This is a genomic window from Acinetobacter sp. YH12043, from assembly GCF_013419915.1.
In the GTDB taxonomy this organism is placed as follows: domain Bacteria; phylum Pseudomonadota; class Gammaproteobacteria; order Pseudomonadales; family Moraxellaceae; genus Acinetobacter.
The window spans coordinates 37,835-58,757 of record NZ_VOZD01000011.1; the positions used below are offsets into that span (position 1 = coordinate 37,835).

Annotated in this window: 22 protein-coding genes; 9 read left to right on the plus strand and 13 right to left on the minus strand. The window is 41.1% G+C overall.

The genetic code is table 11. The annotated features are described in order from the left end of the window. Position 1: 1 nt before the first annotated feature. Entirely contained in the window at positions 2–808 is an 807-nt protein-coding gene (gene dkgB, locus FTU01_RS07115) for a 2,5-didehydrogluconate reductase DkgB (protein ID WP_180138598.1), read from the minus strand. Between the two features lie 113 nt (positions 809–921). Here dkgB and FTU01_RS07120 point away from each other — a divergent pair, with 113 nt between their 5' ends. Continuing rightward, positions 922–1,812, plus strand: coding sequence for a LysR family transcriptional regulator (locus tag FTU01_RS07120; RefSeq protein ID WP_180138599.1), 891 nt, complete (start codon positions 922–924; stop codon positions 1,810–1,812). A gap of 86 nt (positions 1,813–1,898) precedes the next feature. Here the strand turns inward: FTU01_RS07120 and FTU01_RS07125 are convergent, their stop codons facing one another. The 12 genes from FTU01_RS07125 to FTU01_RS07180 all read right to left on the minus strand — a co-directional run bounded on the left by FTU01_RS07125 (position 1,899) and on the right by FTU01_RS07180 (position 12,317). After that, on the minus strand, positions 1,899–2,921 hold the full coding sequence (locus tag FTU01_RS07125; protein ID WP_180138600.1) for an NAD(P)-dependent alcohol dehydrogenase: 1,023 nt from the start codon (positions 2,919–2,921) through the stop codon (positions 1,899–1,901). A gap of 4 nt (positions 2,922–2,925) precedes the next feature. Next, positions 2,926–3,507: a DNA-3-methyladenine glycosylase I gene (locus tag FTU01_RS07130; protein WP_180138601.1), complete on the minus strand. Its 582-nt coding sequence runs from the start codon at positions 3,505–3,507 to the stop codon at positions 2,926–2,928. A 23-nt stretch (positions 3,508–3,530) separates the two neighbouring features. Further along, positions 3,531–3,776: a hypothetical protein gene (locus FTU01_RS07135; protein ID WP_004780440.1), complete on the minus strand. Its 246-nt coding sequence runs from the start codon at positions 3,774–3,776 to the stop codon at positions 3,531–3,533. 15 nt (positions 3,777–3,791) lie between these two features. After that, complete coding sequence (locus FTU01_RS07140) at positions 3,792–4,295, minus strand: M23 family metallopeptidase (protein WP_171064776.1); 504 nt, start codon at positions 4,293–4,295, stop codon at positions 3,792–3,794. An 89-nt stretch (positions 4,296–4,384) separates the two neighbouring features. Beyond that, on the minus strand, positions 4,385–5,413 hold the full coding sequence (gene mutY / locus FTU01_RS07145; RefSeq protein ID WP_218952505.1) for an A/G-specific adenine glycosylase: 1,029 nt from the start codon (positions 5,411–5,413) through the stop codon (positions 4,385–4,387). A 163-nt stretch (positions 5,414–5,576) separates the two neighbouring features. Beyond that, on the minus strand, positions 5,577–5,936 hold the full coding sequence (locus tag FTU01_RS07150; RefSeq protein WP_005233203.1) for an HIT family protein: 360 nt from the start codon (positions 5,934–5,936) through the stop codon (positions 5,577–5,579). A 79-nt stretch (positions 5,937–6,015) separates the two neighbouring features. Then, positions 6,016–6,750, minus strand: a complete 735-nt coding sequence (locus FTU01_RS07155; RefSeq protein ID WP_180138602.1) for a dienelactone hydrolase family protein — start codon at positions 6,748–6,750, stop codon at positions 6,016–6,018. A 163-nt stretch (positions 6,751–6,913) separates the two neighbouring features. Then, positions 6,914–7,603, minus strand: a complete 690-nt coding sequence (locus FTU01_RS07160; RefSeq protein ID WP_005233205.1) for an FKBP-type peptidyl-prolyl cis-trans isomerase — start codon at positions 7,601–7,603, stop codon at positions 6,914–6,916. Between the two features lie 48 nt (positions 7,604–7,651). Then, positions 7,652–8,365 carry an FKBP-type peptidyl-prolyl cis-trans isomerase gene (locus FTU01_RS07165; protein WP_180138603.1) on the minus strand — a complete coding sequence of 238 codons (714 nt, stop codon included), beginning with the start codon at positions 8,363–8,365 and terminating at the stop codon, positions 7,652–7,654. A gap of 242 nt (positions 8,366–8,607) precedes the next feature. Beyond that, positions 8,608–10,806, minus strand: a complete 2,199-nt coding sequence (locus FTU01_RS07170; protein WP_180138604.1) for a polysaccharide biosynthesis tyrosine autokinase — start codon at positions 10,804–10,806, stop codon at positions 8,608–8,610. Between the two features lie 26 nt (positions 10,807–10,832). After that, positions 10,833–11,264: a low molecular weight protein-tyrosine-phosphatase gene (locus tag FTU01_RS07175; protein ID WP_180138605.1), complete on the minus strand. Its 432-nt coding sequence runs from the start codon at positions 11,262–11,264 to the stop codon at positions 10,833–10,835. Positions 11,265–11,267: 3 nt separating this feature from the next. Beyond that, positions 11,268–12,317, minus strand: coding sequence for a polysaccharide biosynthesis/export family protein (locus FTU01_RS07180; protein WP_180138666.1), 1,050 nt, complete (start codon positions 12,315–12,317; stop codon positions 11,268–11,270). 424 nt (positions 12,318–12,741) lie between these two features. Here FTU01_RS07180 and tviB point away from each other — a divergent pair, with 424 nt between their 5' ends. The 8 genes from tviB (at position 12,742) to FTU01_RS07220 (ending at position 20,910) form a co-directional block, all read left to right on the plus strand. After that, on the plus strand, positions 12,742–14,019 hold the full coding sequence (gene tviB, locus FTU01_RS07185) for a Vi polysaccharide biosynthesis UDP-N-acetylglucosamine C-6 dehydrogenase TviB (protein WP_180138606.1): 1,278 nt from the start codon (positions 12,742–12,744) through the stop codon (positions 14,017–14,019). Between the two features lie 24 nt (positions 14,020–14,043). Then, positions 14,044–15,069 carry an NAD-dependent epimerase/dehydratase family protein gene (locus FTU01_RS07190; protein WP_180138607.1) on the plus strand — a complete coding sequence of 342 codons (1,026 nt, stop codon included), beginning with the start codon at positions 14,044–14,046 and terminating at the stop codon, positions 15,067–15,069. Continuing rightward, positions 15,066–16,238 (plus strand): oligosaccharide flippase family protein, encoded by a 1,173-nt coding sequence (locus FTU01_RS07195; protein ID WP_180138608.1) that lies wholly within the window; start codon positions 15,066–15,068, stop codon positions 16,236–16,238. Before FTU01_RS07190 ends, FTU01_RS07195 begins: the two co-directional genes overlap by 4 nt. Beyond that, entirely contained in the window at positions 16,235–16,825 is a 591-nt protein-coding gene (locus tag FTU01_RS07200; protein WP_257233508.1) for an acyltransferase, read from the plus strand. Before FTU01_RS07195 ends, FTU01_RS07200 begins: the two co-directional genes overlap by 4 nt. Before the next feature lie 145 nt (positions 16,826–16,970). After that, positions 16,971–17,534 carry an acyltransferase gene (locus FTU01_RS07205; protein WP_180138609.1) on the plus strand — a complete coding sequence of 188 codons (564 nt, stop codon included), beginning with the start codon at positions 16,971–16,973 and terminating at the stop codon, positions 17,532–17,534. A 24-nt stretch (positions 17,535–17,558) separates the two neighbouring features. Continuing rightward, positions 17,559–18,677, plus strand: coding sequence for a glycosyltransferase (locus FTU01_RS07210; RefSeq protein WP_180138610.1), 1,119 nt, complete (start codon positions 17,559–17,561; stop codon positions 18,675–18,677). Beyond that, positions 18,674–19,774, plus strand: coding sequence for a glycosyltransferase (locus FTU01_RS07215; RefSeq protein WP_180138611.1), 1,101 nt, complete (start codon positions 18,674–18,676; stop codon positions 19,772–19,774). The genes FTU01_RS07210 and FTU01_RS07215 overlap by 4 nt, the downstream gene beginning before the upstream one ends. Beyond that, positions 19,771–20,910, plus strand: coding sequence for a glycosyltransferase family 4 protein (locus tag FTU01_RS07220; RefSeq protein WP_180138612.1), 1,140 nt, complete (start codon positions 19,771–19,773; stop codon positions 20,908–20,910). The genes FTU01_RS07215 and FTU01_RS07220 overlap by 4 nt, the downstream gene beginning before the upstream one ends. Positions 20,911–20,923: the final 13 nt, after the last annotated feature.

Genomic DNA, 20,923 nt, shown 5'->3' on the forward strand with positions numbered 1-20,923 from the left:
CTTAGTCCCAGATAGGTGCAAGCTGGTCCGGATCGACTTCGCGCCCATTACACTCCAGGGTGCTGATCAAGGCCATTTCTTCCTGGGTCAGCTGTATCTCCTGCGCTGCCAGATTGGCAAGCAGATGTTCACGTTTGGTTGAAGATGGAATCACAGCAAAGCCTTTTTGTAAGGCCCAAGCCAGTGCAATTTGTGCAGTCGAAGCCTGATGCTGGGCAGCAATCCCTTGCAGGACAGGATCATTCAGCACTTTGCCATAAGCCAGTGTCATATAAGAGGTGACATCAATCTTCTGAGATTGTAAGAAATTCACCAGACGCTGATTTTGTAAATAAGGACTGAGTTCAATCTGGTTGGTGGCGATATGCTCCAGACCAATCGTATCAATCGCTTGTTGGGTCAGCTCAATATTGAAATTGGACACACCAATATGCTCAGTCAGACCTTGCTGTTTGGCTTCTAATAAAGTCTGTATTAGCTCAGGAATTTGAACGCCTAAACGAGGTGCAGGCCAGTGAATGAGCGTCAGATTGACTGCATCGGTACGCAATTTATGCAGACTCTCTTTGAGGCTTGGAATTAATTTGTCTGGTGCGTAATGATCTGTCCAGATTTTGGTAGTAATAAACAGCTCGTTACGATTAACTTGGCTTTCTGCAATAGCCTGACCCACTTCCGCTTCATTGGCATAAATCTGTGCCGTATCTACAGCGCGATAACCGACTTCCAATGCTGTTTTGACTGAATCAATGACGGTCTGTCCAGACAGGCGAAAGGTACCGACACCAAATTGAGGAACAATATTCATAGCTTTAATCTTTAAGTATTTTCGATGTTAAGTATTGTGTGCTTTTTATTGTTGCGAAAAAATAGCTGAATTTGCAAAATATTATTGACCGAAAATCAACAAAAGAGTGACAAATGAAATCAACGATTGAAGAATTACAGGCTTTTGTCACCATTGTGGATAGTGGTTCTATCGTCATGGCGGCAGAACGTTTGGGACAAACCACTTCGGGTGTCAGTCGGGCGCTGCAACGTCTGGAAAATAAATTAAATGTCACTCTTTTAGAAAGAACCACACGTAAACTCAAACTGACTCAAGAGGGCCAGCTATTTCTAGAAAAGGCACGCAAAATTCTCAATGATCTGGCAGAAGCTGAAGATGCTTTACTGAAATCAGATAGTGATACGTCAGGATTGATTCGGGTGGATTCAGCGACGCCTTTTGTGCTGCATGTAATCGTGCCGCTAATTCAGGAATTTATGCAGCGCTATCCCCAGATTGAAATTGAACTGAATAATCATGATCAGGTGATTGATCTGCTGGAACATAAAACCGATGTCGCGATCCGTTTTGGAGAACTGCATGATTCCAGTCTGCATGCCAGATTATTATGCCGCAGCCGTTTGTATATTGTGGCTAGCCCTGAATATTTACAGCAAAAGGGCAGACCGCAATCAGTGGCAGATCTATCGGAGCATACTTTACTGGGATTTAGTCAGCCTACGCATTTGAACACCTGGCCGGTACGGCTAAATGGCGAACCTATCACTGTAAAGCCAAAGATTAGAGCACCCAATGGGGAAACGGTTCGTCAATTGGCTTTATATGGGGTGGGTATTACTTGTCTGTCACGCTTTCTGGTCGAGGACGACTTACAGGCGGGTCGTTTAGAGGCGCTATTTGAAGAGCAGATTGAGCTGCATTATCAAAAAATTCATGCGGTCTATTACCGTCAGGAGCATTTGCCTAAACGGGTACATCTATTTATTGAATTTCTGGCTCAGAAGCTGGCTAAATATTTATAAACCAATTATTTGCAAATACAGCCATAAAAAAATCTGCCCTAACATGAGGCTAGGGCAGATCTAGATTTACTAATGATTAGGACAAATTAGAAATCGGCTTTCAGTACGATCCGGTAACGGGCTTTGCCTGAGTGCAGACGTTCAATCGCAGTATTAATTTCCGACATTGGGAATAACTCAATTTGTGGCGCAATATTTTTACGTGCCGCAAATTTCAATAACTGACGTAAAGCTGCTGGTGAACCTGTTGGCGAGCCAGTCACTGATTTAGCACCACCAATCAGTGAACCTGCAGAAATTTGCATGGGTTCCAGTGGTAAGCCCAGCATATGTACAGTGCCATTTGGTGCCAGTGTTGATAAATAAGCCTGCCAGTCCAATGTAACATTCACAGTACTCATTAATAGGTCAAATTTACCACGAAGCAGTTTAAGCGCTGCTGGGTCACGACTATTTACTACATGGTCTGCACCCATGGCTTTTAGTTCATCAGTTTTATCCAGATTTGAAGTAAAGGCGGTAATTTCACAACCCCAAGCTTTCAGCAGCTTGATCGCCATATGTCCCAAACCGCCAATACCAATGACACCAACGTGGTGAATAGCCTGAATCTGATGTTTCAGAATCGGATCAAATACGGTAATCCCGCCACAGAGCAGGGGACCGGCACTTTCCGGGTCCAGATCTTCAGGTAAGGGAATTGTCCATTGCCAGCCAGCACGGACTTTATCCGCAAAACCGCCTGCATGGCCGACAATGGTTGCAACCTGACCACCAGTACACAATACTTGCTGACCTGAAATACAGGAATCACAATGTTGGCAGCTTTCCGCAGTCCAGCCAATACCGACACGCTGACCTACTTTTAGGCCTTTGGCTTCAGAACCCAGTTGCGTAATGGTGCCGATGACTTCATGTCCGGCCACCACAGGATATACTGAAGACCCCCAGTCATTATTGAGTACTGAAATATCAGAATGACATAGGCCGCAGTATTCAACTTTCACTTCGACCTGATGCGGCTGAAGTTCACCCGCATCAAATTGATAAGGTTCCAGGGCGGCACCCGCAGACATTGCGGCGTAAGCGTGAATAGTATTATTGGACATAGATTCAGCTCTTATTTGAATGGGAGGATATTGTTTTAAAGTGACAGTGATTTTCATGGTCATCGACCATGCCGACTGCCTGCATAAAGGCATAACAGATCGTAGGACCGACAAACTTAAAGCCTGCTTTTTTTAAGGCTTTGGACATGTTCTGGCTTTCAATGGTTTGTGCCGGAGCCTGGCGATAATCTGCCACATCATTATTCAATCGGGGCTGCTGGGCAAAGGACCATAACCATGTGACCACATTAATCTCTTGAGATTTAAGCTGTTGCCAGACCCGGGCATTATCGCGAATTGCAGTCAGTTTACCGATATGCCGAATTAGACTAGCATCTTGCAGTTTTGCGGTGAGTTGCTCATCTGTAAAAGAAGCAATCGTTTCAATAGAATATTGAAAGAAATGTTTGCGATAAGATTCACGTTTTCTGAGTACAGTAATCCAGGCTAAACCGGCTTGCTGCCCTTCCAGACACAGCATTTCAAATAGGCGTTTTTCATCATGCAGCGCCTGTCCCCATTCCTGATCATGGTAAGCAGTATACAGAGAATCATCAGAGCACCAGCCACAGCGTTGGATCGTCAAGGGATGCTCCTTTTTTGATTATCTTATAATTTAAATGTCGTCCACTGATCTTGCTGATTGTCCCAGTAGGAGAGTTCTGCCTGCTGCAGATCACTGAACTGGATCCACATATCCTTACCACTTTTATCGGCATAACCAGTACTGATCAGAAGCGCCTCTTCGGTAATTTCCATGATCCAGCCCTGATAGGTCTGGCCATTGAGCACGATTTTCTGTTGATTGCCTGATTCAGCAAATTCGACCAGACGGTTGATCAACGCTTCTGACATGTAAACTTCCTAAAATTAACGTAAATATGGATAAGGGTTAACAACACCACGGCCCTTACCATTTAAATAGAGACCATAATGCAGATGTGGCGCGGTATGGCGGGCATTGCCAGTATTACCGACATAACCAATGACATCGCCCTTTTTGACATAGTTACCGACTTTCAGGCCACGCTTATGACCATCCAGATGTGCATAATAATGCCAAGTGCCGCCTGGACCCAGAATCCAGACTACTTTACCACCCAAATTGTTATTCCGTAAATCTGCGATCAGACCAGGCGTCGCACTACGAACCTTGGTTCCACGTGGAGCCAGAATATCAATGCCCTCATGCAAACGGCCGCTACTACGCGAAGCTCCCCAAGTATCTTTCAATTCACGAGCCTGGACCCGATCTACCGGAATCGGCAGAGAAGAGGGCATACGCATATGATTCAGTTTTTTGACCAATGCCGGATTAAGCTGAACTGCAGAAGGATGTTTCGGTGCGCTACTACACGCCACCAGAAATAACATCACCAAAGAAAGCCCGACAAATGCAAGAGAATGGCGCAAAATATTTATCCTTAAATGAGGCCAGTTGATTCTTCTTGTTCCAGACTATGTCATAAATTTACGGTAGAAATCAATTTTTTCATGGCGGTTGGAATACCTGCATTGACTGCAGTTTCCGGGTTCATCCAGAAGCCCTGTAACTCAATCGCCAGATGTTCCTGCTGATCTTCATCGACTGCAAAAACCATGGCTTCAAGCTGCCAGGTAAAATGGGTAAAACTGTGGCTGATCTGGGTCTTTTGTACGAGATTCTTCAGACCCAGTTGCTGGCACAGTTGTTCAAATGCATGAGTGTCTTCAATAATTGGCAGACACCAAAGCCCACCCCAAAGACCACTATTAGGACGTTGCTGCCATAGCCATTCATCACCTGATTGGATCAACAGCACTTGAGCTGCTTTGACCGGTACCGGCTTTTTGGCTTTTTTAAAGGGCAATTCATTTTCCAGACCCTGCTGATGTGCCTTGCAATGTTGCTGCATTGGGCAATACAGGCATAAAGGCTTTTTTGGAGTACAGACAGTCGCACCGAGATCCATAATCGCCTGGGTATAATCATGATTCCGATCAACCGGGCAGAGCTGTTCAGCAAGCTCCCACAAGGCACGTTCATGTACTGGTTTAGACAGATCATCTTCGATCGCAAAAAACCGTGCCAGCACCCGTTTGACGTTGCCATCCATGATTACGCCGTATTGACGTAAACCCAAAGACATTAAGGCTCCCGCGGTTGAGCGGCCAATGCCGGGTAGGGCGATCCATTCTTCTAGGCTCCTCGGGAAATGGCCATGACTTGCCACAATACCGGCTGCCTTATGTAAATTACGGGCACGCGCATAATAGCCCAGCCCCGCCCAATAGGGCGCAACCTCATCCCAGGAAGCTGTACCGAGATCCTGTACCGTCGGAAAACGCTGAATAAACCGCTCAAAATATTGCAGCACGGTTTTGACCTGAGTCTGCTGTAGCATAATTTCAGAGACCCAGACCTTATAGGGATCATCGGCCACTTGCCACGGTAAATCATGGCGGCCATGCACATCAAACCATTCTAAAAGGGCATCTGAAAACACAAACATGAAAATAGAACAAACTGGGAGACGAGGTTTAGTATAACTGAAGAGACTCAGCTAAAAGATGAAAAGTCTGCTAAAACAGCGAGACTGCAAGAGTAAAAATGAATAAATGGAAGGGACAAGTGAACACTTCGAAAAGCATTCACTCAGTAAAAAAATTAAATTCTTATTCTTCAATGCCCCAGCGTGCATCCAGCTTTAATACCTTGCCTTCATAACGCGGGATAATATGAATGTGCAAATGCTCTGATTTTTCCTGAAATACTTCGCCATCATTAAACCCGACATGAAAACCGGAAGGCTGATAGCGTAATTGTAATTCATTACGTGCTTGTTCAAGTAAGGACATCATGCTTTTACGTTCTTTATCTGTGATTTCAAAAAATGACGCCACATGACGTAATGGAGTAACTACATAATGTCCTTTGGACAGCGAGTTCGGTTCAGGTAACACGACAGCAAAATCATTTTTAGCCAGAATATCGTATTCGTCAAAATTACAGTACGGGCAGTTATTTTCAGTCATGATATTGGCTCCTTTCATTGAATTTATTTTTTTCATGTATGACCCAGCTCGATCATGAGCCGGATCAATTTATCTGTTATTAGGCGAGTTGTCGTGCCAGTAATTCATACATGGCAGCCAAGCTTTGTTTTTCTGCTTCAGCATTGTAGCCTAGATCTACACCATTGGTCTTGGCGCGCTCATCTGCAAGCGGGTTACTAAATCCATGCTTGGCATTTTCAAATACAATCACATTATGCTCGACCTTAGCCGCCTGCATCTCTTCTTTAAAGCTGGCAACATCATCCAGGCTCACCATACTGTCCTTTTCACCATGTAGGACCAGAATTTCTGCCTGTACCTGGCCTTCCTGTGCAGGTGCTTTAGGAGATAGGTTGGCATGGAAAGTAGCTACAGCTTTTAACGGTGCATTTGAGCGAGCCAGATCCAGAGCAACTTTACCACCGTAGCAGAAACCAATCGCAGCCAGTTTTTCCGGATTGACTTCATCCTGTGCCGCCAAAGTATCTAAAGCAGCTTTCGCACGGTTCACGATAGTGTCCGGATCTTCGAAAGTCTGCATCATCCATTGATAGGCCTGATCAGAGCTGGTGGTTACTTTCTTGTCACCATACATATCAATTGCCAGCGCGGCATAACCATGTTCCGCTAGTTCACGGGCACGCTGTTCAGTATAGTCATTGCGGCCCCACCATTCGGGTGCCACGATAACACCTGCTACAGGTGCATCAGTTTCCGGTGCGGCAAAATAACCAATCAAAGTGCTGCCATCCTGAGCCGTATATTGAATTTCGCGGGTCTTGATTGCTGCCATGCTGAAGTCCTCTATTGTTGTTGAATATTTTGATTAAACTATAAAATAGCAAAACTGCTATGAATATACATGAAAAGCTCCAACTAATTCGTTTCTCATCAGTACAAAAAAAGAGAGGCAAATAATTTGCCTCTCTTTTTAATTTTTAAAATTAAAGGAATTTTTATTTAATAATTTCCAGTAATTCGATATCAAAGATCAGGGTACTATTTGGTTCAATAATATCTCCAGAACCAATCTGTCCATAGGCCAGATCAGCAGGGATAAAGAAGCGGTATTTAGCACCGACTTTCATCAGCTGTAAGCCTTCTGTCCAGCCAGTAATCACTTGGGTGGTACGGAAATCGACTGGCTGCTGGCGGGCAATCGAACTGTCAAAAACGGTACCATCAATCAGGCGACCTTCATAATGCACGCGGACATTACTGTTAGCGCTTGGTGATTTCCCTTTACCTTCTTTCAGCACCAGGTATTGCAGCCCAGATTTAGTAGTTTTAACACCTGGCTTTTTGGCATTTTCCTGCAAGAATGCTTTACCAGCTTTGGCATTTTCTTCAGCTTTCTGTTTCAGCACAATCAGTTCTTTGGCATCACTTTGACGTTTATACTGAGTCAGCACTTGTGTCATTTCTTCATCGCTTAAACTGGATTTTTGTCCAGCAGCGGCTGTCTTTAAGCCCTGGCTAAATGCATCTAAATCAAGATCCTTTAAAGTGTCTGCATTACTGCGACCCATCAGATAACCAAAGCTGTAGCCAATTTTCTCAGCTTCACTACTTGTATTATTGATCTCTTTAGCAAAAAGGCTGCCTGAACTGAGCAGCAAAACCATTAAACTGATTTGTATTTTCATTATCAATTCTCAAAAATAAAGGAGAGCTGATCGCTCTCCCTATTTGTATTATTTTACTTCGATTAATTCCACATCAAAAATCAAAGTGCTATGCGGAGGAATCGTACCAGGGACACCCTGTTCACCATAACCCAGATTTGACGGAATATATAGAGTTGCCTTGCCGCCTTCTTTCATCAGCTGCAGACCTTCAGTCCAGCCTGGAATGACTTGATTTAATGGAAACTCAATCGGTTCACCGCGTTCTACTGAACTGTCAAATACAGTGCCATCTACCAGTTTACCAGTATAATGCACTTTCACAATTGAAGAGGCTTTTGGCTGTTTACCTGTACCTTCTTTCATGACTTGGTACTGTAAACCGGAAGCAGTTGTTTTAATGCCTGCTTTATTCGCATTTTCAGTCAGGAAAGTATCACTTGAAGCTTGGGCCTGTTTTGCACTGTCAAGCTGCTTTTGCTGCATTTCTTTCTGGAACTGCTCATAAGCTGCCTGTAATTCTTCTTCTGTATAAGCTGGTTTAGTACGAGCATGGCCAGCACGCACACCTGTTACAAAGCTATCAATATCCAACTCAGGTGGTGTTTGATGTGCGACTTCGTAACCTAGTGCATAGCTAATTTTTGCGACAGCTGAAGCATTTGCAGCAGGTTGAGTTGATGTTGCTGATTGCGTAGCAGGTGTCTTGGTTGCATAGTAAACAGGAACAAGTGCGGCACCGCCGAGTAGAACAGCGACAGCGATAGGTAGGGCCTTACTCATATATTTTCCCACAATTATTTTATATGTAAAAAGTTGCTGAAATTCTAGCAGACTTTTCCTAACATGCGTTTGCTAAGAAAGTTAGAGCAAACACTGTGTAGGAAAGTTCATCATAGTCATCTTCTAATTTTTATACTATAACAGCATGAATATATAAAACATTTTTTATACATAATCTTTAGGTGCTGGTTTATATAAAAAAAGCCAGTGTATAAACACTGGCTTTTTTAAATAGCTGAAAGTTAGTCTTGATCTTTAGCTGCTTTATAACCGTATGAATAGTTATAGCCATAACCATAACCAGCAGAACTACGCTGGATATCGTTTAAGATAATCCCATTAACTTTGACACCCACTTGTTCAAAGCGATTGATAGTGAGTTCAAGTTCTTTCATCTGAGTTTTTGCATAACGCGCGATGACAAGATTCACACCTGCAAATTGTGAAATGATAATACCGTCAGTTACAGCAAGCACAGGCGGGGTATCGATAATCACATGATCAAACTTGTCGGCAATTAAATCTAAAAACTCTTTGAACTTACTTGAGCTTAATAATTCAGAAGGGTTGGTTGGGCTCTTACCGCGAGTCACTACACTTAAATTTGGAATTTCTGTAGTTTTGATAATACTGTCAATGTCACTTTGCCCATTTAAAAATTCTGCAAGACCGGGTTGATTGTCTTGATTGAAGTATTTATTTAAATAGCCACGACGCATATCTGCATCAACAATTAGTACGCGTTTATCACTCTGCGCTAAAATAGTCGCTAAGTTGGTTGAAATAAAAGATTTACCCATTTCAGGTGCAGGGCCTGAAATCATAATCAAATTGTTTTTTGCAGATGATAAAGCAAAGTGAATTGCGGTACGCATACTACGTAAACTTTCAATCGCGATGTCATCACTGTGTTTAACAGCAAGTACAGGAATTGTTTTCTTCTTCTTCAAGAGTTTAATACGGCTTTCTTGAACTGGAGAACGTGGTACTGTCGCATAGACAGGCAGATCAAGATTATTTTCGATTTCAGTTGAATCTTTGATACCTGAACGCATCATATTGCGAAGAAGTGCAATTAAGACACCAATAAAACCACCCACAAAGAGTGACAATATTAAAATGATCAGTTTTTTAGGTTTAATCGGGCGATCAGGTTCAACAGCAGTATCAATAATTCGAACGTTGCCAATTTCGCCTGCTTTCACAATTTTTAACTGTTGATAGCTATTTAATAATGCTGTGTAAAGTTCAGTATTTACTTTTACATCGCGATATAACTGTAAATATAAACGCTGAGTTTCAGGCAGCTTCTTAATAGATTGATTTAATTCACTTGTTTTCTGATTTAGTGCACTGACTTGTGCATTAATTTCAGCCATTAATGGATGATCTGGAGTGTATTTAGCCGATAATTCAGCTTGCTTTTGTTTTAGTTCAATACGCATTTTCTCAAGCTCAATATTTTGTTTGAGCATGAGTTCTGATTCTTGAGTCACATCAACTGTATTATATTTTTCACGGAACTCATTGAATTTGAGCTCTGATTTTTCCAATTGCTGCTTTAATTCTGGAAGTTGCTGATCAAGAAAATTTAGAGTCTGTTTGGATTCTAGTGTCTTACGTTCAATGTTTTGCTCATGATAAATTGCCAAAACATGATTCAATACATTTGTAATATGTTGCTTGTCTTCACCTGAATAATTTAATCCAATGACTCCCGTCATTTTACCTTTTTCAGCGACGCCATAGTTTAATTTGAATGCTTTCACGGCTGAAGGAAGTGATAATTTGGAGATGATAAAATCTTGTTCAAATGGATTTTGACTTGAAATATTAATTTTCCAAGTACCATTGGTATCGTTGAATTGGTTAGTTTTGTTTAACAAGCCCTCAACTAAAACTTTATCGTTATAGCTTAATATAAATTTATTATCGGGTTTAAAAGTCAGCGTTAAGTTTTTATCTAAATAATAATTTGGAACATCAAGTTGCTTAATTAAAAAATGATGTTGTTGCGCGCTATAACTCACACCTTGGGCATCAAATTTTAATTGACCTTGCTCAGCAGACATCAGTCGACCGAGTGCGGTATTTTTGCTATCTAACACTTTAATATTAAGGTTAAGATCATTAATCACTTTACCTAATACCATGCGTGAATTTAAGATTTCAATTTCAGCATCGGCTGGAGATTTCTGACCTAAACCACCAGAGATTTCTTTCAACTCACCCATTAATGCTGCTGATGCAGCACTTTTACCATCTTCTACTTGTACTAAAGCATCGGTTGAGTAGGTTGATGGTGTAACACGGATATAAAGTAAGGCGCATATTAAACTTAATATGATGCAAAGTGCGATCAATTTCCACTGAGCAATCAATGAAAAAAATAGCTCTTTTAAGTCAATAGTATCGTCTTCTGTTTTTGAGTTTTGAGTCATAGTTTAACAACTGATTATTCAATAATTTAAATTAAATGTTTGATCCAATCCTGAACATATAGCTTGATGTTTTGACAGGATTCATCAAAAAAAGCTTGGTCATGCTTGTATGGGTCAGGTACATTTTGACCTTGCCAGTGACCTAAACGAAAAACCTTTCCCTTGGCAAAAGGCCATTGCTTTTCAATATGCTGGGCTTGATTATTGCTCATCACTAAAATTAAATCTGCTTGCTTGATTAGCGATGCAGTAATTTGTTTAGCAACATGTGTGCGCATATCAATATTAAATTGATCCATACAATGAATAGCTTTTTCATCTGCAGGATGCCCAACCATTGCCGATAAGCCAGCAGATTCGATGTGGTGATTTGGGCAATTTGATTTTAAAAAATACTCAGCCATGGGGCTTCGGCAAATATTTCCTACACAAACAACAAGGATATTTTGAAAGGCCATGTCTTATTTTCCAAGCTGATCAAAGCTATATAAAGCATTTGAAAATGGAATAATTTGATTCATGATGCGCTGCCAACGTGCTAAACCAGAGGCATCAATATACACGATGTCATTTTTTTTCATTTGGAATTGATTAGCTAATGCTAAATTACCGATGCTGCTTAAATTTAAATGATAGATTGTCGATTCATTATTATTTAAATCAGTTCGCATGACATAAATTTTGGCTGCGCTTGCTGAGTATGGGTTGATTCCTTCACTTTCACCTAAGACATCACTTAAAGTCATACCTTGATCTCTCAAGCTAATTGCCTGACTTTTGCTTGATTCGCCCATGACATATAATTTTTGATCTTGTTTGGTATTTACAAAAATAGTGTCATTGGGTTGTATCAATAAATTGTGTAGGGATAGACCATTTTTTTCTAATTGAATGGTATTCAAATTATAGGTCGACCCATTTCGAATAAGTTGAATATTTGTGGTATCACCTGTTTTTGTGTCAATACCGCCGGCTTGACCTAAAGCTGTGTAAAGACTAATTGGTTGATCATTTAGAGTATATTGACCACTTTTAAGAACCTGCCCATTCACGAAATAACGTCGTCCTTCGTATGAAAGGACACGAACAACCACGTCAGGGTGTTTCAGATATTTGCTAAATTGGCTACGTAAAAAGGTGTTCACTTCAGCCAGCGTTTTTCCTGAAACTTTGACAGAACCGACTAAAGGTAAGTGCACGCGGCCATTCGGGTCAATGGGATAGCCCACTGCTTTAATGTTGGTTGCGTCTTGAATAGGAGGGGTAATTTCAGGATAAGCCCAAAGTTGAATTGAAAGAACATCACCAGGGCTAAGTCGATAAATCGACTGTTGAGATCTAAATAAAGACTGAAGATCAGAATAATTTTGGTTGTTAGATTGACTGATAGCTGGGACATTGTTTTGAGTTAATGGAACAACATTTAACTGAGCACCTTGATCAGTTTGATATGCACCTTCTGCTGGTAAATCATAGGTTTGAAGGCCTGATGTAATGGCACAACCTGTCATACTTAAACCTAGTGCTAATATGCAACTAAAACGATAGTAACTCACTCGAATCCAAATCCTATTTATTAAATTATTTGACCCATTAGAATACGGGATAAGATATCCAATTTATTCATTTTCAGAATTGCAAAGTTTATACCAATCAAACGCTTTAATATAGCCAAAGATGTTTACAATAGTAAGTTTTATAAGGGATGTGTAGTCAGATTATAAAAGTTTTATAAAATAAAGGAAATTGCTGCTGAAATCGCTATGCAACTTAAAATAAGGTGTAAATTTCCCCCATTGTTGATCAACCATTTATAGCGAATTACGATACAAGTTAGCTATCTTTCCCCCCATGTATAAGTTAATTTTCTGCTATATTAACCCTCTATTTACAACATAACGATGATTGTGGTTCATCTATAACATAGGCTTCAGTATGTTACAACTCTCCGAATTAAAAATTGCCATTATCGGATTAGGTTATGTGGGTTTACCACTGGCTGTTGAGTTTGGTAAAAAGGTCCCTGTAGTGGGCTTTGATATCCATCAAAAGCGTATTGATGAACTCAAATCAGGTCAAGATCACACTTTAGAAGTGTCTCCGGAAGAATTGGCGCAGTCTACGCAATTAGCATATAGCGCAAATTTGGAAGACTTAAAGTCATGTAACTTCTTTATTGTCACAGTACCAACTCCGATTGATGAGTACAAACAGCCCGATTTAACCCCTTTGGTGAAAGCATCGGAAAGTATTGGTCGAGTTCTTTCACAAGGTGACGTAGTCGTTTATGAATCTACTGTTTATCCGGGTGCAACAGAAGAAAAATGTATTCCAGTGTTAGAGCGCGTTTCAGGGCTGAAATTCAACCAAGACTTTTATGCAGGCTATAGTCCAGAACGTATTAATCCGGGTGATAAATTGCACCGCGTGACTAATATCTTGAAAATTACTTCTGGCTCTACAGCTGAAATTGCAGATTATGTAGATGAAGTCTACAACCTGATTATTGAGGCGGGTACGCATAAAGCACCCAGTATTAAAGTGGCTGAAGCAGCCAAAGTCATTGAAAATACTCAGCGTGATGTCAACATTGCTTTAATTAATGAGTTGGCGTTGATTTTCAATAAAATGAATATCGATACGGAAGCAGTGTTGCAGGCGGCAGGAACCAAATGGAACTTTTTACCGTTCCGTCCGGGGCTTGTTGGAGGGCACTGTATTGGTGTCGATCCCTACTATTTAACCCATAAAGCACAATCGATTGGTTATCACCCTGAAATTATTTTGGCAGGCCGTCGTTTAAACGACAGTATGGGGGCTTATGTGGTGACCCAGCTTGTCAAAGGTATGATCAAGAAAAAGATTCAGGTCGAAGGTGCAAAAGTACTGGTGCTAGGTCTAAGCTTTAAAGAAAATTGTCCCGATATTCGAAATACCAAAATTATCGATATAGTGCATGAGTTGCAGGAATATCATATTCAAGCGGATGTGTATGATCCTTGGATCGATACTGCTGAAGCTCAACATGAATACGGTATTACGCCAGTAGCTCGTCTTGAAAATGGTCAATATGATGCAGTGATTTTGGCAGTAGCACATGAGCAATTTAAAGCCATGGGTGCAGCAGAAATTCGTGCTTTAGGTAAGGCGAGTCATGTGTTGTATGACTTGAAATATGTACTCGATCAATCTGAATCTGATTTGCGTCTGTAATTCACCACATTTTAGGATATGAAAATGAGCCAATATCAAACGGTTTGTGCACAATTGCAACAAGCACCGAAAACATGGTTGGTGACAGGTGTTGCAGGATTTATCGGTTCAAACCTATTGGAAACCTTGTTAAAACTGAACCAAAAAGTTGTGGGTTTAGATAACTTCGCCACGGGCCATCAGCATAACTTGGATGAAGTTCAAGGTTTAGTATCAACAGCGCAATGGGCAAATTTTCGCTTCATTGAAGGTGATATTCGTAACATTACAGATTGTCAAAATGCCTGCACAAGCGTGGATTATGTATTGCATGAAGCAGCTTTAGGCTCAGTACCTCGCTCTATTGCAGATCCTATATTGACCAATAGCGCCAATATCACAGGATTTTTAAATATGCTGGTTGCCGCACGTGATGCTCAGGTCTCGAGTTTTACCTATGCGGCGAGTAGTTCAACGTATGGTGATCATCCTGCATTGCCCAAAGTCGAAGAAAATATCGGTAAACCGCTTTCACCCTATGCAGTGACTAAGTATGTTAATGAGCTGTATGCAGATGTTTTTGCAAAAACATATGGCTTTAAAGCAATTGGTCTACGCTATTTCAATGTTTTTGGTCAGCGCCAAGATCCAAACGGTGCTTATGCGGCGGTGATTCCGAAATGGACGTCGTCTATGATCGCAGGTGGAGATGTCTTCATTAATGGAGACGGCGAAACCAGTCGTGATTTTTGTTTCATTGACAATACAGTGCAAGCCAATATTTTAGCGGCAACAACCCAAGATGAAGCGGCGAAAAATCAGGTCTATAACGTGGCAGTGGGTGATCGTACGACTTTGAATGAGTTGTATCGTGCAATTCAAGTGGCACTCGCAGAAAATCAAGTGAATTTTGAACGCGATCCTGTGTATCGTGAGTTCCGAGCAGGGGATGTTCGTCATTCACAAGCCAGTATTGCGAAAATTCAGCAGCATTTGGGCTATGAACCACAATTTAAAATTGCAGAAGGGATTCAATTGGCGATGCGTTGGTATGTTAATAATCTGACATGATGCAACACCTCGTCGCCAAATATCAGTCGATTGGCTTAATTACAGCGAGTTTATTGGTCGGTGCGGTAATCACATTTACCGCACTTCCTTTTTTAACGCGCTTATATTCTGTCCATGATTTCGGTGCGTACGGTATTGCATTGGCGGTGGTCAGTGTTTTATCGACCATTGCCAATTTAAGACTGGATCAAGCCTTATTGGTCGCAGAAGAGTCCGATAAAAAAAGCCTAATGTTTGAAGGTGCTGTGTTCTCTTTAGTGATCAGTTTTGTGTCGGCAGTTGTGCTGAGTTTCTTTTTAGAGTTCAGTATAGTGTTGGCAATTGTTAGTGGTGTTATGGCGAATACCCTGATTCAAAGCTTATACAATTATCAGTTCGCCGCGCATCAAGAATTTTTCTGTGCAGGACTGAATATTTTTCGCAGTTTGATCGTGGTGGCAGTACAATTGTCATTGCCGCTCGTGTTCAGTATCAGCTTAATTAACAGTTATAATATTAGTTCAGTGTTGATGGTGCTGGCAGTATTCATCTATGTACTGAAGCATCAATTGTATCAAGTTAGTTGGAATGCATTTAAAGGCTATAAAGACTTTATTTATAGCAATACCCCACACGCTTTGCTGAACAGTTTTTCACACAACCTACCTTATTATGCGGTGTCTCATTTTGTTGGTGTGCAGGCGATGGGCTTTTATGCCATTGTTGAACGTACGCTGCGGGTGCCAATTAATTTAATTTCGCAAACCCTACGCCAATTCTTTATTCGTAAATTTAAACATTCTGATGCGGCACAAGATGCATTTAAAAGTAGTGTGTTGCTGAGTTTGGTTTCTTTACCATTTTTTGCCATTTTCTTTGTTTTACCGGAATCAGTATATTTATTGATTTTTAGTCAGGAATGGATCGGTATTTCTCACTATTTTGCGATTTTGGCATTGGGTTACTGGGCAATATTCTGTAATCCACCAAGTTCTGCCTTTTTAATTGCGAAGCGCAATAGTCAGGTATTATTTAAATTACAAATTGTAGAACTGATCATTAAAATTGGCTTATTTGCCGCTTTATATTTCTGTGTCGAAAATAAAATTTATATGTTGCTGGCGGTACCTGTATCGCTGATTTTCTATAACTTTGCCATTTCATATGCGGTATGGAGCGCTAAAAAATGATGTTTTTTAAAGCCTTAAAACTGCTTAATTGGCTAAGTGCACAAGGCCGCAAGTTTTTCTATAACTTGGCTTTTGGGACCCAATTTAAACATTTTGGTAAGAATTGCTGCTTGGAAATTTCAGGTGATGTGAAAATTGGTAAGCATGTCCATATTGGCGATCAGGTTAGTTTGATTGTAGAAAAGGGTGCTTCATTACACATTGCAGATCATAGTTTTATTGGTGAAAGTTGTTATATCAAATGCTTTGGCGGTCAGATTGAAATTGGTCGAGATGTCAGTATTAATTCCAAATCATTTATTAATGGTTGCGGTGGGGTGACCATTGGCGATAACACCCGTATCGGTACGCAAAGTATTATTATTGCCAGTAATCATAAATTTGATGATCCAGATGTATTGGTCAAAGATGCGATTACCAAGCAAGGTGTACAGCTCGGTGAAAATATTTGGCTCGGTGCACGTGTGACGGTATTAGATGGTGTTCAGATAGCCAATGATACGGTGATTGGGGCCTGTAGCCTTGTGACAAAACCTTTAATTGAATCGGGCGTGTATGTCGGTGTACCTGCGAAAAAGATTAAATAGTACTTTGGCTTTCATTCATTTTTAGATTGAATTTAACCCTTAATTTTTAACCCAAGTCTACTGCGAAAAATGCGTCTAGGTCTGGGCTGAAAATCAGCGTAAAATAGCCCACTTTCATTCTCTATTTACCGTTTAGGTATCGTGCATGGCATTGATTAAATCCGTATTCACTGCAATTTTTGACTTGGCTTATTTTATGCTCAAAGGCAGTGTGGCGTATGCGCGTAAAAAAGGGGTGAAGGTTGGTGAGCATTGCCGCATTTATATTAAAAGTTGGGGTTCAGAGCCATTTCTAGTCAGTATCGGTGATCATGTCACGGTCACTTCAGGGGTGAAATTTATTACCCATGATGGCAGCACCTGTTTAGTAAAGAATACTGAGGGTCAACGCTATCAACGCTTTGCGCCAATTCAAGTGGGTTCTCATGTGTTTATTGGGGTGAATACGATTGTCATGCCGGGTGTAACCATTGGTTCGAATGTGGTGATTGGTGCGGGTTCTGTGGTAACCAAAGATATTCCGGATGATTCTGTCGCAGTCGGTGCACCTGCAAAAGTCGTTTCCAGTTTTGCCGACTTCCAAGCCAAAATTAAAGATACCTGTGTCAGCGATGCTGAATTAATGGGTATTAGTGATTATCAACAGCGTGTGCAGCGCGCTATTGAACTGCAAAATGCAAAACAAGCTGCGCAACAACATCATTTTTAATCTCCCATTGCTAGGTCGTTCATCATGTTGAATAAAGTCATGTTCTTTTTGCCCACATTGGGTGGCGGTGGTGCAGAACGTACAGTGATTCAACTGGCAAATAGCTTTGCTGAACAAGGACTTAATATTGATTTGGTGGTTTGTAACCTCACGGGTGAAAAATCAAAATTATTGCCTGAAGTTAGTCCTAAAATTAACTTGGTTGATTTGGCTTGTGGTCGGGTAATTAGTGCGATACAGCCTTTAAAATTACTGTTGCAAAAAGAAAACTATCAAGTGTTGGTTGCGACGCAAACGCACAGTAATATTGTCTGTGGGATCGCAAAAAAACTGGCAAAAGTGCCAGTGAAATTAATTTTCCGTGAAGTCTCGACCCCATCAAAAAATATGAAATTGTCAGGGATAAAAAAATGGCTTTTTCAAACTTTGGTGAATTGGACCTATCGTGATGCAGCGCAAGTGGTCTGTGTCTCAAATGGGGTGCGAGATGATTTTCGTGACTATTATCAATATCAAACCAATAATTTAAAGACTATCTATAATCCTGTTTTAGATGCGGCTTATTTTGAAAAGCTGAAAGCACCGGTTCAGCATCGGTTTTTTGGCAAAGATCACAAGGTTATTTTGGCAATAGGGCGTTTAACCGAAGCGAAAAATTTTGCTTTTTTAATTCGCTCTTTTGCTGAACTGCATCAAGCACATCCTGAAACACGTTTAATTATTCTGGGTGAAGGTGAGTTGAGGTCTGAGCTCGAAGCATTACGGACATCACTTCATTTAACGGAAGTGGTGGACCTGACCGGTTTTGATGCCAATCCTTATGCCTATTTTAAATATGCAGCACTCTTTGTTTTAAGTTCCAATTGGGAAGGCTTGCCGGGTGTATTGATTCAAGCATTGGCATCTCAAGTGAAAGTGGTAAGTACCAATTGTCCAAGTGGCCCGATGGAAATTTTGCAAGATTCAAAATTTGGTTTATTGGTACCTTGTAGTGATCAAGCTGCGATGGTGAATGCCATGCAGCAAGCCATATATGGTGCTTATGTAGACTATATACTTGATGACTTTGAGCAACATTGTCAACAGTTCAATAAGCAGACCGTGCAACAGCAGTATCTTAGCTTGATGGAGCAAACACAATGAGTGCAACGAAACCGACCATTGTGCATGTCATCACTAATTTTGCTGGTGTCGGTGGGGCAGAAATGATGCTAGCACGCTTGATTGAGCAAACAGAATCGCAATATCAACATGTTGTGATTGCATTGATGAAAAGCTCTAGCATCTATCAAACAACTTTGCAGCGTTGTCAGGCGCATTATGCCTTAGGTTGGAATGGTATAAATACCTTGCCAGTGACTTTAAAACTGCGTCAATTACTGAAGCAGTGGGCACCACACGCTGTGCAATGTTGGATGTATCATGCCAATGTATTGACCAGTTTAAGTCTATTAGGTTTAAAACAAGCACCCAACTTTTTTTGGGGCATTCATCATTCTTTGGCCTCGACCAAAGAAGAGTCTTTGAGTACCAAAACAGCATTAATTCTGAGTCGATATTTGTCTAGTCAGCCTACGGGTATTGTGTATTGTGCGCATTCTTCACAAATTCAGCATCAAACATATGGATTAAATAATCCGCAAAGCGTAGTGATTCCAAATGGGGTGTTTTTGCAGCAATTTCAGCCTAATCTGGAGTTACATCAGCCGATTACGATTGGTTTTGCTGGGCGTTATCATACCGCTAAAGGTTATCCTTATTTATTTGAAACCATGAGCTTACTCAAAGACCATCCGATTCGATTTAAAATTGCGGGTGGGGGCGCCAGTTTGGAGCATCCTGAAGTGAAAGCATTATTTGAGCAGTATCAATTAGAGAGTGAAAAAGTTCAGTTACTCGATCAAATCTCGGATATGCCTGCTTTTTATCAGTCGATTGATGCCTTTTTAATGACCTCGATTACCGAAGGATTTCCTAATGTCTTGGTTGAAGCTATGGCTTCGGGATTGCCGTGTATTAGTACCGATGTGGGCGATGCTAAATTTATTGTCGATGACTTTGGCTGGATTGTACCGCCACGAGACTCGAAAGCTTTAGCCCAAGCCATTTTGAATTATGTTCAACTTAGTTCAAATGAAAAAATAAACATGAAGCAATTAGTGCGTCAGCGGGTTGAAACCAATTTTTCCATTGACCATGTGAGTCAGCAATACATGCAGATGTGGAGTCAAAACGCATGAAATTTTTAATGATCAGCAGTTTTTTACCTTCTGCATTGAATTTTCGTGGCAAATTATTGGAGGCGATTGCCTTACTCGGCTATGAGGTGCATATCATGGCACCTGAGCTGAATCAATTTCCGGATGAACATCAAAAACTCATTGCACTTGGCTATCAGGTACATGAGATTCCGATGCAGCGCACGGGGACGAATCCGGTTGCGGACTTGAAATTACTCAAACATTTATATCAACACATTCGCCAAATTCAGCCCGATGTGGTGCTGTCTTATACCATTAAACCGGTGATTTATGGCACCTTGGCAGCATGGCTGGCTAAAGTTCCTCAACGTTTTGCTTTGATTACCGGTTTAGGCTATGCCTTCCAAAATGTGGAGTCGGGACAACGCAGTATTTTCCAAAAAATGGTGCATGGTCTATACGCTCAAGCTTTAAAACATGCCAATAAAGTCTTTTTCCAAAATCCAGACGATTTTAAATTATTTCAAGACATGCATTTGCTCGCTGCCGATAAGCCCACAGTGGTGGTGAATGGTTCGGGCGTTAATGTGCAGGATTTTAAGGTGATGCCGTTACCGAAAAATGATGCGGGTATGGTTAAAGCATCTTTTTTGCTGATTGCACGATTATTGGGTGACAAAGGCGTACGTGAATATGCAGAAGCGGCGCGCATCATTAAACAAGATTATCCAGCAGCAGAATTTCATTTGGTCGGTTGGATTGATGATAATCCATCTGCGATTGCACAAGCCGAATTGGATTGTTGGATTGCGGATCAACGACTTCATTTTTGGGGTAAACTGAGTGATGTTCGACCTGCAATTGCAGCCAGTTCAATCTATGTGTTGCCCTCTTACCGTGAAGGCACGCCACGTACGGTATTAGAAGCCATGGCGATGGGTCGTGCAGTGATTACCACGGATGCACCAGGCTGTCGTGAAACCGTTAATCATGGGGTGAATGGTTATTTAGTGGCAGTGAAATCGGTAGATGAATTAGTGCAATCTATGCGCTATTTTATTGAAGCTCCGAAACTGATTGATTACATGGGGCAGCGTTCGCGTGAAATTGCCTTAAATAAATATGATGTGCATCAAGTGAATCGCCACATGCTGACAGAAATGGGAATGATCTAAAAAGCATATCAAT